Origin of the sequence: uncultured Bacteroides sp. (assembly GCF_902491285.1) — a bacterium.
GTDB lineage: Bacteria > Bacteroidota > Bacteroidia > Bacteroidales > Bacteroidaceae > Bacteroides.
The window spans coordinates 41,290-53,910 of record NZ_CABUHK010000030.1 but is presented as its reverse complement, the minus strand read 5'-3'; the positions used below and the strand labels follow the sequence as shown (position 1 = coordinate 53,910).

At 43.9% G+C, this 12,621-nt stretch carries 10 protein-coding genes and 1 tRNA gene; 4 read left to right on the top strand and 7 right to left on the bottom strand.

Annotation, left to right across the window (positions count from 1 at the left end; translation table 11 throughout):
• Nucleotides 1–143 precede the first annotated feature (143 nt).
• A complete protein-coding gene (locus RDN93_RS10065; protein WP_308745392.1) occupies nt 144–1,307 on the bottom strand; it encodes a DUF1343 domain-containing protein in 1,164 nt (387 codons plus the stop codon).
• Nucleotides 1,308–1,377: 70 nt separating this feature from the next.
• On the opposite strand from RDN93_RS10065, the gene RDN93_RS10060 reads away from it, so the two are divergent.
• Nucleotides 1,378–1,914, top strand: coding sequence for an HDIG domain-containing metalloprotein (locus RDN93_RS10060; protein ID WP_308745391.1), 537 nt, complete (start codon nt 1,378–1,380; stop codon nt 1,912–1,914).
• An 89-nt stretch (nt 1,915–2,003) separates the two neighbouring features.
• The gene (locus tag RDN93_RS10055) at nt 2,004–4,718 is read left to right on the top strand and encodes a putative LPS assembly protein LptD (protein WP_308745390.1); all 2,715 of its coding nucleotides are present in this window, start codon (nt 2,004–2,006) and stop codon (nt 4,716–4,718) included.
• 61 nt (nt 4,719–4,779) lie between these two features.
• Here RDN93_RS10055 and ung read toward each other — a convergent pair whose 3' ends face one another.
• Together ung and asnA are read right to left on the bottom strand one after the other, a co-directional pair.
• A complete protein-coding gene (gene ung, locus RDN93_RS10050; protein WP_308745389.1) occupies nt 4,780–5,442 on the bottom strand; it encodes a uracil-DNA glycosylase in 663 nt (220 codons plus the stop codon).
• A 5-nt stretch (nt 5,443–5,447) separates the two neighbouring features.
• Nucleotides 5,448–6,485 (bottom strand): aspartate--ammonia ligase, encoded by a 1,038-nt coding sequence (gene asnA, locus RDN93_RS10045; RefSeq protein ID WP_308745388.1) that lies wholly within the window; start codon nt 6,483–6,485, stop codon nt 5,448–5,450.
• A 221-nt stretch (nt 6,486–6,706) separates the two neighbouring features.
• Here asnA and RDN93_RS10040 point away from each other — a divergent pair.
• Nucleotides 6,707–6,779, top strand: a tRNA-Arg gene (locus RDN93_RS10040).
• Nucleotides 6,780–6,883: 104 nt separating this feature from the next.
• Here RDN93_RS10040 and RDN93_RS10035 read toward each other — a convergent pair.
• The 4 genes from RDN93_RS10035 to RDN93_RS10020 form a co-directional block, all read right to left on the bottom strand.
• Nucleotides 6,884–7,309: a hypothetical protein gene (locus RDN93_RS10035; protein ID WP_308745387.1), complete on the bottom strand. Its 426-nt coding sequence runs from the start codon at nt 7,307–7,309 to the stop codon at nt 6,884–6,886.
• Nucleotides 7,310–7,490: 181 nt separating this feature from the next.
• Nucleotides 7,491–10,343 (bottom strand): bifunctional fucokinase/fucose-1-phosphate guanylyltransferase, encoded by a 2,853-nt coding sequence (locus RDN93_RS10030; protein ID WP_308745386.1) that lies wholly within the window; start codon nt 10,341–10,343, stop codon nt 7,491–7,493.
• A 50-nt stretch (nt 10,344–10,393) separates the two neighbouring features.
• Nucleotides 10,394–11,068, bottom strand: coding sequence for an HAD family hydrolase (locus RDN93_RS10025; protein ID WP_308745385.1), 675 nt, complete (start codon nt 11,066–11,068; stop codon nt 10,394–10,396).
• 36 nt (nt 11,069–11,104) lie between these two features.
• Nucleotides 11,105–11,914, bottom strand: a complete 810-nt coding sequence (locus RDN93_RS10020) for a hypothetical protein (RefSeq protein ID WP_308745384.1) — start codon at nt 11,912–11,914, stop codon at nt 11,105–11,107.
• Between the two features lie 191 nt (nt 11,915–12,105).
• On the opposite strand from RDN93_RS10020, the gene RDN93_RS10015 reads away from it, so the two are divergent.
• On the top strand, nt 12,106–12,609 hold the full coding sequence (locus tag RDN93_RS10015; RefSeq protein ID WP_308745383.1) for a DUF5035 domain-containing protein: 504 nt from the start codon (nt 12,106–12,108) through the stop codon (nt 12,607–12,609).
• The last annotated feature ends 12 nt before the right edge of the window (nt 12,610–12,621 follow it).

Below are 12,621 nucleotides of genomic sequence, written 5' to 3'. Positions count from 1 at the left end.
AGCCAAGATTCTTTATTCACAATAGAAGAAGTACCACCAAATTTGACGAAGAACCCTTTTCAACTTTATAGTAAGGTGCGGATAGTATAGTTGGTCCATTTTCGCACCGTTTCATTCATTTTCGCACAAGAATAAGCAAGTAATCAATAGAGTAAATATTTCTTTCTAATCTCCTTATAAGTTTGCAATTCCTTTTGCCAGCTATTCCGGATAGTGTCTTCCGAATCCCCTCTAAGGATAGCTTTGCGTACACTATCCGTACCCAAAAGCAAATCAAACCATCGGGCACGGGAGAAAAAGGCTGCGCCTTCACCGGACAACCGGTAGAAATGCAGGAAGTAGCGAAGTGTAAATCCGTTCACGGCATCCGCGTTCCGAAGGTCTTCTCCATAGCAAGCTACATTCTTGTGCATCGGGTTTTTGTCGAAACCGGCGAGGGAGCGGGGAGTAAAAGTAAAATCTCCATATTTCTTGTTGGGTGCTCCCAACACTTGAAAAGGAAATGTAGTTCCCCGCCCCACGCTGACGCGGGTTGCTTCGAAAGGACAAAGTGAGGCGTAGAGACGGATGGACTGGTCATTCGGTAGATTAGGAGAGGGCTTTATGGGAAGTGAATAAGGTTCTCCGTGTTTCCATCCGGTCATTGGGATTACCCTTAGTGGACAAGGATTTTTCTTGTTGGCAATCCATCCTTCCCCGTTTATCATTTGTGCCAGTTCGCCGATGGTGCATCCGTGAAGCACCGGGATAGGGAGCATACCGACAAAACTTCGGTAAGCCGGTTTGAGTATCGGTCCTTCTACGTAATCACATGGATTGGGGCGGTCTAATACAATCATCTCTTTATTGTTTTCTGCGCAGGCTTCCATCACATAGTACATAGTGCTGATATAAGTATAAAAGCGCGCTCCCACATCCTGAATATCAAATAAGATAACATCGATATCTTTTAGTTGGGCGGCAGTCGGCTTCTTGTTGTTGCCGTAAAGAGAAACGATGGAGACTCCGGTGCGCGAATCTTTTCCGTCTTTCACAGTCTCCCCTGCATCCGCATTTCCGCGGAAACCATGCTCGGGGGCAAATACTTTGATGATCCGGACGTTTCTTTTTAATAAGGTGTCAAGAAGATGAGTTTGATTCATTCCCACGACCGAAGTGTGGTTGACTACCATTCCGATGCGTTTTCCTTTCAACAACGGCAGATATTGCTCCATCTGTTCTGCTCCCGTGACAATTTGACTGCATACGTACAGTGGAAAGGACATAATGAACAGAAAAAAGAGAGTGAAAGAATTTCGAGTTTGCATATCGGTAATTTTTTTTGTAATATTGCACAAAAATATTAATTTCTCATCAAGAGAGCAAAAAAACAAGCATATGAATCCATACGAAATCATTGATAAGTATTATCCGGAGAACACAGAACAGCGTCAGATTTTAGTGATACACAGTCTTTCCGTATCGGGGAAAGCTATGAAAATACTGGATGCGCATCCCGAACTGCGTTTAAACCGGAGTTTTGTGAAAGAGGCTGCTCTCTTGCATGATATTGGCATTTTTCAGACGGATGCTCCGGCCATTCAGTGCTTTGGAGAGAATCCTTATATCGCCCACGGATATTTGGGGGCTGAGATTTTGCGGGCGGAAGGCTTTCCGCAACATGCGCTGGTCTGCGAACGTCATACGGGAGCAGGGCTTTCCTTGCAGGATATTATCGACCAGCAGCTTCCCATTCCTCACCGTGAGATGTTGCCTGTCACTATGGAAGAACAGTTGATTTGTTTTGCCGATAAATTCTTTTCTAAGACCCGTCTGGATGAAGAGAAGACAGTGGAAAAGGCACGGAAAAGTATTGCTAAATATGGAGAAGAGGGGTTAAGTCGCTTTGACAGATGGTGCTCTCTCTTTTTATAGCACTAAAAAATAATTAAATAACGGAGATTCTGACTCATTATTGGTGAAGTTTGTGTACTTTTGCCACTTCAAGCGTAAACTATTAGTTAATGGCGCCATTGAAAGCAAAAATACTTATATCATTTATACTGCTGATTGTCTTACTGATGCTTCCCGATGAGGCTACGTCTCAGCGTCGAAGAAGAGGAATGATTACGTCCAATACTGCACAGAAGGATTCCCTGAATGGGAATGACTCATTGAAGGCAGATACGGTTACGGTACGCATTGATTCCATCGCACCCGTTCAGAAGAAGCAACCGCTTGACGCACCGGTTGTATATGAATCTAACGACTCCACCGTATTTACTTTGGGTGGGTCTGCTACACTTTACGGTAGCGGAAAGGTCAATTATCAGAATATCGAACTGGCTGCCGAGGTTATTTCGATGAATCTGGATAGCAGTACTGTTCATGCCTATGGCATCAAGGACTCCACCGGAGTGGAAAAAGGTAAACCGGTATTTAAGGAAGGGGATACTTCCTATGATACGGAAACTATCCGCTATAATTTCAAGACTAAGAAAGCGGGAATCACCGATATTGTCACCCAACAGGGAGAAGGATACGTGACCGGTAGTAAGGCCAAGAAAGGCGCAAATGATGAAATTTTTATGGAGCACGGACGCTATACGACCTGCGATCATCACGATCATCCTCACTTTTATATGCAATTGACACGTGCGAAAGTACGTCCTAAAAAGAATGTGGTGACAGGGCCTGCCTACCTGGTGGTGGAAGATGTTCCTTTGCCGTTGGCTGTTCCGTTCTTTTTCTTCCCGTTCTCCAGCAGTTATTCTTCCGGTTTCATCATGCCGACTTATATGGACGACTCCAGCCGTGGTTTCGGTTTGGCCGAAGGGGGATACTATTTTGCCATCAGTGACATTATGGACTTGAAGATGACAGGGGATATTTTTACGAAAGGTTCGTGGAGACTTTCCGGACTGACTAATTATAACAAGCGCTATAAATATTCCGGTACGTTGCAGGCGGACTATCAGATTACCAAGACGGGGGATAAGGGAATGCCGGATTATGCGGTTGCCAAGGACTTCAAGGTGGTCTGGAACCATCGCCAGGATGCTAAAGCCAGCCCGAACAGTACTTTCTCCGCCAGTGTGAACTTCTCGACCAGTAGTTACGAACGTTCTAATATCAACAACCTTTATAACTCTCAGTTGTTGACGCAGAATACCAAGACTTCAAGTATCAGTTACTCACGTAGTTTTCCCGATATCGGTCTGACATTGTCCGGAACGACCAATATCGCCCAGACAATGCGTGACTCTTCGGTTGCGGTGACGTTGCCCGACCTTAATATCACATTAAGCCGTCTGTTCCCTTTCAAACGTAAGAAAGCGGCAGGAGCCGAACGCTGGTATGAAAAGATTTCTGTCAGCTATTCAGGACGTTTGACGAACAGTATCCGCACGAAAGATGACCGTCTGTTCAAAGCCGGACTGAGTGAATGGGAGAATGCGATGAATCATAATATTCCCATTAGTGCCACTTTCACGTTGTTTAAATATTTGCAGGTCAATCCTTCGGTGAATTATACGGAACGCTGGTACACCCGTAAAATCAATCAGCATTACAACGAGGATACTCACAAGTTGGAATCATTGCCGGGCGATTCTCTCAATGGTTTTTATCGTGTATCCAATTACTCGGCAAGCTTGAGTTTGAGTACGAAGTTATATGGTATGTATAAACCGCTTTTTGCGAAGAAGAAGGAGATACAGATTCGTCACGTGTTCACGCCGCAAGTAAGTTTAAGTGGTGCTCCGGGATTCAGCAAGTACTGGGAAGAATATACGGATTATAACGGTAATACACAGTATTATTCTCCTTTCACCGGACAGCCTTATGGCGTGCCTTCGCGTGAGGGCTCGGGAACGGTAAGTTTCTCGATAGCTAATAACTTGGAGATGAAGTATTATGATGCGAAAAAAGATACGGTCAAGAAGGTTAGTCTTATTGATGATTTGAGCGCGAATATGTCTTATAATATGGCTGCCAAGGAAAGACCGTGGAGTGATTTGTCAATGAATCTACGTTTAAAGCTGACCAAGAATTATACCTTCAATATGAATGCCCAATTTGCTACCTATGCCTATACATTCGATAAAAATGGTAATGTGGTGACAAGTAACCGTACGGAATGGTCATACGGACGTTTCGGACGTTTTCAGGGCTATGGTTCTTCTTTCAACTATACTTTCAACAATGATACATGGAAGAAATGGTTCGGCCCGAAAGAGGATGAGAAAGGCAAGGATAAAAAGAAAGGGGATGGCGAGGATGATGATGCGGAAGGAACGGACGGAGAAGATGGTACTGCAACCAAGAAAGTGGAAAAGGCACAGGCAGACTCGGATGGTTATCAAGTGTTTAAAATGCCTTGGTCATTAAGTCTCAGTTATTCGTTTAACATTCGTGAAGATAGAACGAAGCCTATCAATCGTCATTCCATGCGATATCCTTATACTTATACGCATAATATTAATGCGAACGGAAATGTGAAGATTTCCAATAACTGGTCTTTATCTTTCAACTCAGGATATGATTTCCAGGCAAAAGAGATTACACAGACTTCCTGCACTATCTCTCGTGACTTGCACTGTTTCAATCTGTCGGCCAGTCTTTCGCCTTTTGGACGCTGGAAATACTATAATGTAACAATCCGTGCAAATGCAAGTATCCTGCAGGATTTGAAGTATGAGCAGAGAAGTCAGACACAAAGCAATATTCAGTGGTACTAAAATAAGTGGAGAGTTGAGTTGAGAATGGAAAGTGAAAGTTTTCCATTCTCAACTTATCCAATTACCATGTGATTTCAGTTTTTCCGTGTGCTTTCAGATAATCGTTTGCACGACTGAAATGTTTGTTTCCAAAGAAGCCATTGTAGGCGGAAAGGGGAGAAGGATGAGCGGAAGTAAGTACCAAGTGTTTGTTGCGGTCGATAAATGCTCCTTTCTTTTGGGCATATGATCCCCACAGGATAAATACCAGGTTTTCTTTTTCTTCTGCTAAAGCGCGGATGGCAGCGTCGGTGAATGCTTCCCAACCACGGTTTTGGTGTGAGCCTGCTTGGTGGGCGCGTACGGTCAAGGTAGCGTTGAGTAGCAATACACCTTGTTCCGCCCAACGTGTCAGGTTCCCCGTTGTGGGGGCGTCAGTGCCTATATCTGCTTTGATTTCTTTGAAGATGTTCACCAATGAAGGGGGGAAGGGGACTCCGTCGTTCACAGAAAAACAGAGACCGTGTGCCTGTCCCGGTCCGTGGTAAGGATCTTGTCCGATGATTACAACTTTCACTTTGTCGAAAGGGCAAAGATTGAAAGCGTTGAATATCAGTCTTCCCGGCGGGAATATCTGATATTGGCTATATTCGCTTTTGACGAAATCGGTCAGTGTGCGAAAGTAGTCTTTGTCGAATTCGGGTGCCAGATGTGTTTTCCAGCTTTCTTCAATCTGTACGTTCATAGTAATTATATAAGATGTATTTCAAGTTCCGCACATTCCTTGCGCATATCTTCGGGCCAGATGCTGGCTTGTATTTCTCCGATATGGGCTTTGCGCAGGTAGAACATACACAAACGGGATTGTCCGATACCACCGCCGATAGATAATGGAAGGGTGTCGTTCATCAGTCGCTTGTGGAAATAAAGTTCAAGTCTTTTTTCTTCTTTCTCTTCTTTTAACTGACGTTGCAGGGCTTCTTTGTCTACACGGATACCCATGGATGACAGTTCGATGGAGCGTTGCAGCACATCGTCCCACAACAGCAGGTCACCGTTGAGTCCGGGAAGGTCGTTCAGGCCTTTTGTTGTGTAGTCATCATAGTCCGGTGCACGTCCGTCATGTTTCTTGCCGTCACTTAGTTTGCAACCTATACCTATGATAAATACAGCTCCGTATTTTTTGCAGATAGCATGTTCGCGGCATTTCGGTTCCAGGTCGGGATAGAGTTGGCGTAACTCTTCCGAGTGAATGAAGTGTAGCTTCTGTGGCAAGCATGGCTTGATTTGAGGATACATTTCATATACCATATATTCCGTGCGGATCATGGCCGCATAGATGCGGTTTACGATTTCCTTCAGGAAGTGTATGTTTCTGTCTTCGTTAGTGATGACACGTTCCCAGTCCCATTGGTCTACATAGAGGGAGTGGAGGTTGCCCAGTTCTTCATCAGAGCGGATGGCGTTCATGTCTGTATAAATGCCATATCCGGGTTCGATATGGTAATCGGCTAATGTCAGTCTTTTCCATTTAGCCAATGAATGAACCACTTCTGCTTGTGCGTCGCCCAGGTCTTTGATAGGGAAAGAAACAGGACGTTCTATTCCATTCAAGTCATCATTGATACCCATTCCTTTCAACACAAACAGGGGGGCGGTCACACGTCGGAGGCGCAATTCGGATGATAAGTTTAACTGGAAGAACTCTTTTATTTGTTTGATTCCCAGCTCGGTCTGTTTGAGGTCGAGTAGCGGGTTATAGTTCTTTGGTTTTATCAAGTAACTCATAGGTTTGTTGAATGTTAATTGTCGGCAAAGATAGGAATAAAATTGATATATGTAACGGATATTCTCTAAAAGATTGTCAAATTGATAAAGTAAGTGCTCTAAAGCATTTCAAAATAATAGAGACCGGATGATGAGAAGTGACATGAGAAGTATAAAAAAAGAAGAAACATTAGGAAAATGAGAAGTTTTTTTATACTTTTGCCATCGCATTTGAAAAGAATGGCCCCGTAGCTTAGTGAATAGAGCGTCAGATTCCGGTTCTGAAGGTCGTGCGTTTGAATCGCACCGGGGTCACATTAGAAAACCGCAATAACTTCATCAAGAAGTAGTTGCGGTTTTTCTTTATGATGTTTTCAGTACTTGTCTGGTATCTGCTAAAAATATAAGTGATGATGTATTTATTCTTCTTCTTTTATCCGAGAAGTACAAACTAGTTTTTTATCAGTGTTTGCTGGAGTGTTTTTTTTATCATAATATTCCCACTCCCTTTCAAGTCTTTTGGCTACGTCTATTTTTTCGGTAAAGTAGACGGGGGCTTGCTTTGCTACGTCAAAAATGGAGTAGAAAAGAATTTCCTGTTCCTTTTCTTTTTCATCCGTATAATAATCTTTGGCTAAAAAAATCTTATACTTGCCATCTTCCCGAACACAGTATTCTTTATTCTTCTCGAGATTATAAGTACCAGAGACATCTATTATATCCGTAGCATCAGGATTTTCCATTTCTACGATAATTTGTTTTGGTTCTCCCGTTTCCAGAGTCTCTGTTGAATCGTTATTGCAAGAGAATAACAGAACAACGAATAATAATTTAAGTAATTTCATATTTGTATTTTATAGGTTTTATATTTTTTCTTTGTTTACTGTGTTAAGCTTGATTTTATTTATAAAGTTTGCAAATGTACAACTTTTGCATTATATATCAACAGTAATTGAGGCTTGAGAATTAGAGCTTGGACATAGACGGAAAATCGGATTCTATGCCCAAGCTTGTTTTTTGAGGTTCTTAGCTTCTTGAGACTTGGAGTCCTTTTTCGGAAAGCGTCATTTCTACGAAGCGGGCACGAGGATTAGGAGCATGCTCCGTCAGTATCCGGCGGATTTGTCCTGCCGCTTGCGGGTCTTTGGCTACCATGTATAAGTAACCGCCCCCACCTGCTCCGGGAAGTTTGTATCCTAATGTATAATCCTTAATCATCTCGATAATAGCCGCTACTGCCGGTGGATTCGTGCCGCAGTCCAATGCCTGGTTTTGTATCCAGGTTTTGCCTACCAAATTGGCGAAACTACTAAAATTGCCGCGTAGAATAGCTTCGCTCATATCCATGGCGTGTGCTTTCATTTCAGCCAACAAGCTCAGATGCATACCCGAATTGAGGAACATGGAGCTGACAATCTCGGCCAATATGCCTTTGGCCGTGCGGGTGATTCCTGTATAGTATAGCAAGTGGCAGTCGCGATAATCGGGATGGACAAAGAGTTGGTCGGGTAGCCAGCGTACTAGAGGGTTTTGTTCAAAACCGGCTTCGGATTGGAGCAGTTTGACGCCTGAGAATACACCGCCGTATTGGTCTTGCCAACCACCGCCTGTGGTCAGGAATTGTTCTAATACTAATGTGTAGCTGCAAATATCATTCTTGTCCCATGCCAGTCCGCAGAAATCATTGATAGCTCCGAGAACGGTGGACGCCAGGATAGAACTGGTTCCCAAGCCGGAGCCTGCCGGGATGGCAGCCAATAGCGTAATTTCTATTCCCGATCCGAAAGCTTTCAAATGCTCTTCCAACGAGGCGTAAATTTCAGCAGAGAACGCTGGTACAAAGCCTGCCAGGCTAAGCGCTGCTTTGGGAATGGAGAACGGAGAGCCGACTTTCTTATAGTCTTGCAGTTCTTCATAATTCCTGATAATTTCCATTGCTCCCATGTCGATGGAGCGGAGTACGATGTGATATTCTTTACAGGGTTTCACATATACCTGTAATGGTGGCTGCCCGTTCAATTCGATGGCGAGATTAACTACACTTCCGCCGGAATAGAGAGAATAGGGCGGAGTATCTGTCCATCCCCCGGCAACATCAATCCGCACGGGACTGCGTCCCCATACGATTTGGTCGGAATAGACACTGAGCACAGGACGGTTTTTGCGTTCCGGCATAACTCCCAGTAAACCGTCACGAAGCAGTTGGAAAGCTGCCTGTTCTTCCTTTTGCCAGGAGTCGTCTCCACGTAACTTCATAATCCGTGCACGAAGCATCCGGTTGTGTATCCGGACCATTGGTGCGGCATCCTCTTTCAGAGCATTAGGAACATTTAAATCTAAACGTACAAATTCATTGGCAGCGTTCTGTAAATCGAGTTGATAGAAAACACTCTTTTCGTAGTTGGTTGCCAGCCCTTTCCAATTTTCTTTGCGGAAACTGCTGCGTTGTGCATAAAGGCGTTTAAGATTAGCGCCCGCCGAAATTTCATCAGCCGAAACTTTTTCTGCTTTCAACCAAAGTTCTTTTCCTTCTTCCAGTTGCGGCTCTGATGTCATCCAGCGTACTAATATACCCAGCTCTTCTACGGAAGCGACTTTTGGGAAAATGGAAGCTGCTTGCAAATCGTCCGTGCGGCCTTTTATGTCGTTCCATGTAATCCCTCTTTCTGCCATCCATTGTGGGAACGGGATATTGAGGTAAGTAGTCGTGGCTTTTTCCAACGCTCCTTTGAATACATCATCCAATCCATATGGGCGGGCTACGAAATCATGTTCCCCGACAGGAATAATATCCACACAGATACCATCCGGCAGACAAATGTCCCAATGATTCTCTGGTACTCCGGTGATGATTTGGCGGGACCCCAGTTTCCAGCCTTCTCCTATATGGCTGTTCTCAATCCAAAGGTTGGCATTATCGGCAGAAAGAGAAATCTGCGTGATGGAATTCTGAATGAAAATGGCCGGATTGGGCTTTACTTTCCGGTGCATGATTTTTCTTTGGTCGCGTACCTTATCTTGGATGGACAGTGTGGAAGAAATCAGTTCATGGCTTGTGCCATAGTGATAAAATTCTCCGCCTGGTAAAGGCAATATGGCTACGGACAGTTGGTTGATTTCTTTATCTTCTGTTTTGGGGTGCTCGCCCAAAGCCAGTCCGTAGTCCGAATATAAATCATAATAATTAATATCGTTCGTCCCTTCTTTTAATGAACGCTTCATCAATACTTCCACGGCACGGTCGCTCAGTATCCAAATGCCGATGTCCATCAGGAAAAGATGCGTCTTGGATAAACTCTCCAATTCTTCGAGTGAGGGTTTCTGCAACATGAAGTCAAGAACTTCCGGGCGCTTCCGGTCGGATACAAACACACCGTGGTGCGTTGCCAGGGATGGGTTCACCCAAAGACCGTAGCACACGACGTCTACATTGGGAATGTCTTGCAATGGCTTTTCCGAACGGATATACACATCTCCGCTGGCTATCAAAGTGTTCAGCCCGGCGGGGGTCTGCTTCATGATTCTTTCGTATAATGGGAGCTGTAATGACAGCAGATTCTGTCCTAATTTTTGTCCCCGTTCCCAACTGAAAATGGGAATGGGAGTTAATATCTTACCGGAAGGCCCGTAACTTGGCAGACGGCGACTTTGTCCGCCTGCATGAAGCAGTATTCTCTTCTCACGCCCTATCCAGTCGCTAAAAGTATCCTGAGGTGCGAATTCCTGATGGCAGGCTTGCAGCAGCCAGGTAGTTCCACCGCCGGAACCCAGTTTGCTTCCAATAGGGTCTGACGTACAAAACCAGTCGGCGTGATTCACTTCTTCCAGTTCGTGAAAACAATGGATTAAGTTAGGGGGTAAGGATAATAACTTTTGCATGGTAGAATCGGTATTTTAAAGATAAACGTATTAATGAATGAAACAGATGTTTATATGTCCAGGTTGTCCCAGGCATCACAAAGCGCTTGCATGGAGGGGAATAACAAACCGGCTCCCGCATCCAGTAATACCTGTCCGTCCAGCGGCCCTGTGTTTACAGCAATCGTGAAGATACCTGCTTTGTGTCCGGCTTCCACTCCCAACGGAGCATTCTCTATAACAACGGCTTCGTCCGCGTTCAATCCGCCTTTTTTAAGCGCCATCAGATAAGGTTCCGGATGCGGCTTGCCGTATTTTACATCAAATGCCGTAACCATCAGTTCCTTTTTGAACATTCCCGGAAAGTTATGTTCCAGTCGTTCGAGCAGTGATAGCTGACCTGAGCCGGTCACTACCATAGGAACCAGTCCCTCGCTCTTTATTTTCTGTAATAACTCCCATGCACCGGGCATACGTTCCGCTTCCGCATATGAGTTGAACAGGACGCTTTTCTCCTGATAGATGCTTTCTATCTCTTCCTGAGTAGCTTCTCTGCCCAATTCACGTTGAAATACGATATTGATAGTGGCAGCTCCCGTCCGTCCTTCGTGCATATACGCTTCTTCGCGGCTGAGAGTAAGCCCGTGAGATTTCATTACTTTATGCCAGGCTTCGGAATGATAAGGCATAGAGTTGAAAAGTACGCCGTCCATGTCGAACAGGACGGCTTTCAGTTTATTTTTCATACTCAGTACGTCGTAGAATCTTTTTTTTCGTAATACTTATTTTTTTATTATCATTTTCTTCAGTTCGGGCAGGGTGACGACTATATCATAGTGATTGCCTGATTTCGTTCCGATATATCTGTAAGCTACGCTTTTGTCATTATTGATACAGGTTTTCAAGAATACCTGGGTTGCCGGGTCGGACTGTGCCGCCAAATTTGCTACAATTCCTTTCTTTACTTCTTCCGCATTTGTTTCAATCTGGCTGATGGGGCATACGTCTTCATCTACTTTACAGATATATACGACCGATTCGTCACTGAGTTCAATCTTCTCTATAAGAATTTCTTCACTTGCCTGCATCGGGAATTGCAAGTTCGCCATTTTCAGTTGCGCCTCGAGTTTGGCACGTTCGCTTTGTGACGGGTCGGATTCTGCCTTGAGAACTTCTTTCACTTCCTCGGGAGTGATGCCGCAAACCGCTTCTTCGCCCGAGTCTTTTCCTACGAACTTCATTTGAAGTCCTGCGTTACATTCGGCTACCAGTTTTAGCATTTCTTTGACATCCTTCGCCGGATTCCGGAACATAATCTTTATGGACTCTTTCATGCTTTCGGGATTGTCTTTCAATATGGCTATATCGGTAATACTCTCATTCATATTGAGCGTGTACACTACATTACCGCCATCATAAACAATGCTGGTAATTGTTCCGACTTCTCCCATGTCCATTGGGCATTGTTTATTTGCGATGGCAATCACTGCTTTGAGTTTGCTTTCCTGACAACTGCTGATTGATACCATCAATAATAATAAGCTACATAGTAGCACGAATCCGTAGGATTTCTTTAATAGATTCCGTTCCATTTTGTTATTTTTTTAGTTGAGTCGTTTTTTTAACTATCTCTATATACGAGACAAAGATAATGATAAAAAATGAGAGATGAAGTAGAATGCCAAGATAGTTGTAAACAAGGCTATTATGTGATTAACTACACAAATGTTTGTTGTTTAGAAGATTATGTGTATTTTTGTAGCATTATAAACTCGACGATAGCATGAAAAAGAGAGTATTATTGTTGCTACCATTGTTTTTAGGCGCTTGTTCCAATAGCGGGGAAAGTCCTGTGATTAAAATCGAAAAGCTATATGTGAAGGCTGAATCGAATAGTGATGGAGCTAAGGAAGAAGACTATGCCAATAAGATGGATGAACTGCCGGACTTGAAAGTGGGTGATGAAGTAAAAGCCCTTTTGTTTCTGGATGGGAACGGTGCCGAACTGAAAACCTTTAAACTTCAGAACGATGACGAACTGGATACCAAACTTTTCTATGAAAAGACAGAAGTATCTACCGAAGGAAATCTGACGGATGAAGAGAAAGGACAACTGCGTTTTAAAGACGGTGTGAAGCAAACCAGAATTATGGTGCGGGCTACCATTGAGCATGTGGATAAGAATGGTGATGTAAGACTGGAATTCTATCTTTCCTCTAAAGCTGAATGTGAAGGAGCTCAAGAAGAAATCGGCTTAAAAACAAAAGTCGATGACGAAAAAGAATAAAGGTGACGAAGA

What these genes read in the sequence shown, in the direction of transcription:
- RDN93_RS10065 (WP_308745392.1), bottom strand. Translation starts at nt 1,307, where the DNA reads ATGCAAACTCGAAATTCTTTCACTCTCTTTTTTCTGTTCATTATGTCC.
- asnA (WP_308745388.1), bottom strand. Translation starts at nt 6,485, where the DNA reads ATGAGTTACTTGATAAAACCAAAGAACTATAACCCGCTACTCGACCTC.
- RDN93_RS10055 (WP_308745390.1), top strand. Translation starts at nt 2,004, where the DNA reads ATGGCGCCATTGAAAGCAAAAATACTTATATCATTTATACTGCTGATT.
- RDN93_RS10035 (WP_308745387.1), bottom strand. Translation starts at nt 7,309, where the DNA reads ATGAAATTACTTAAATTATTATTCGTTGTTCTGTTATTCTCTTGCAAT.
- RDN93_RS10025 (WP_308745385.1), bottom strand. Translation starts at nt 11,068, where the DNA reads ATGAAAAATAAACTGAAAGCCGTCCTGTTCGACATGGACGGCGTACTT.
- RDN93_RS10060 (WP_308745391.1), top strand. Translation starts at nt 1,378, where the DNA reads ATGAATCCATACGAAATCATTGATAAGTATTATCCGGAGAACACAGAA.
- RDN93_RS10030 (WP_308745386.1), bottom strand. Translation starts at nt 10,343, where the DNA reads ATGCAAAAGTTATTATCCTTACCCCCTAACTTAATCCATTGTTTTCAC.
- ung (WP_308745389.1), bottom strand. Translation starts at nt 5,442, where the DNA reads ATGAACGTACAGATTGAAGAAAGCTGGAAAACACATCTGGCACCCGAA.
- RDN93_RS10020 (WP_308745384.1), bottom strand. Translation starts at nt 11,914, where the DNA reads ATGGAACGGAATCTATTAAAGAAATCCTACGGATTCGTGCTACTATGT.
- RDN93_RS10015 (WP_308745383.1), top strand. Translation starts at nt 12,106, where the DNA reads ATGAAAAAGAGAGTATTATTGTTGCTACCATTGTTTTTAGGCGCTTGT.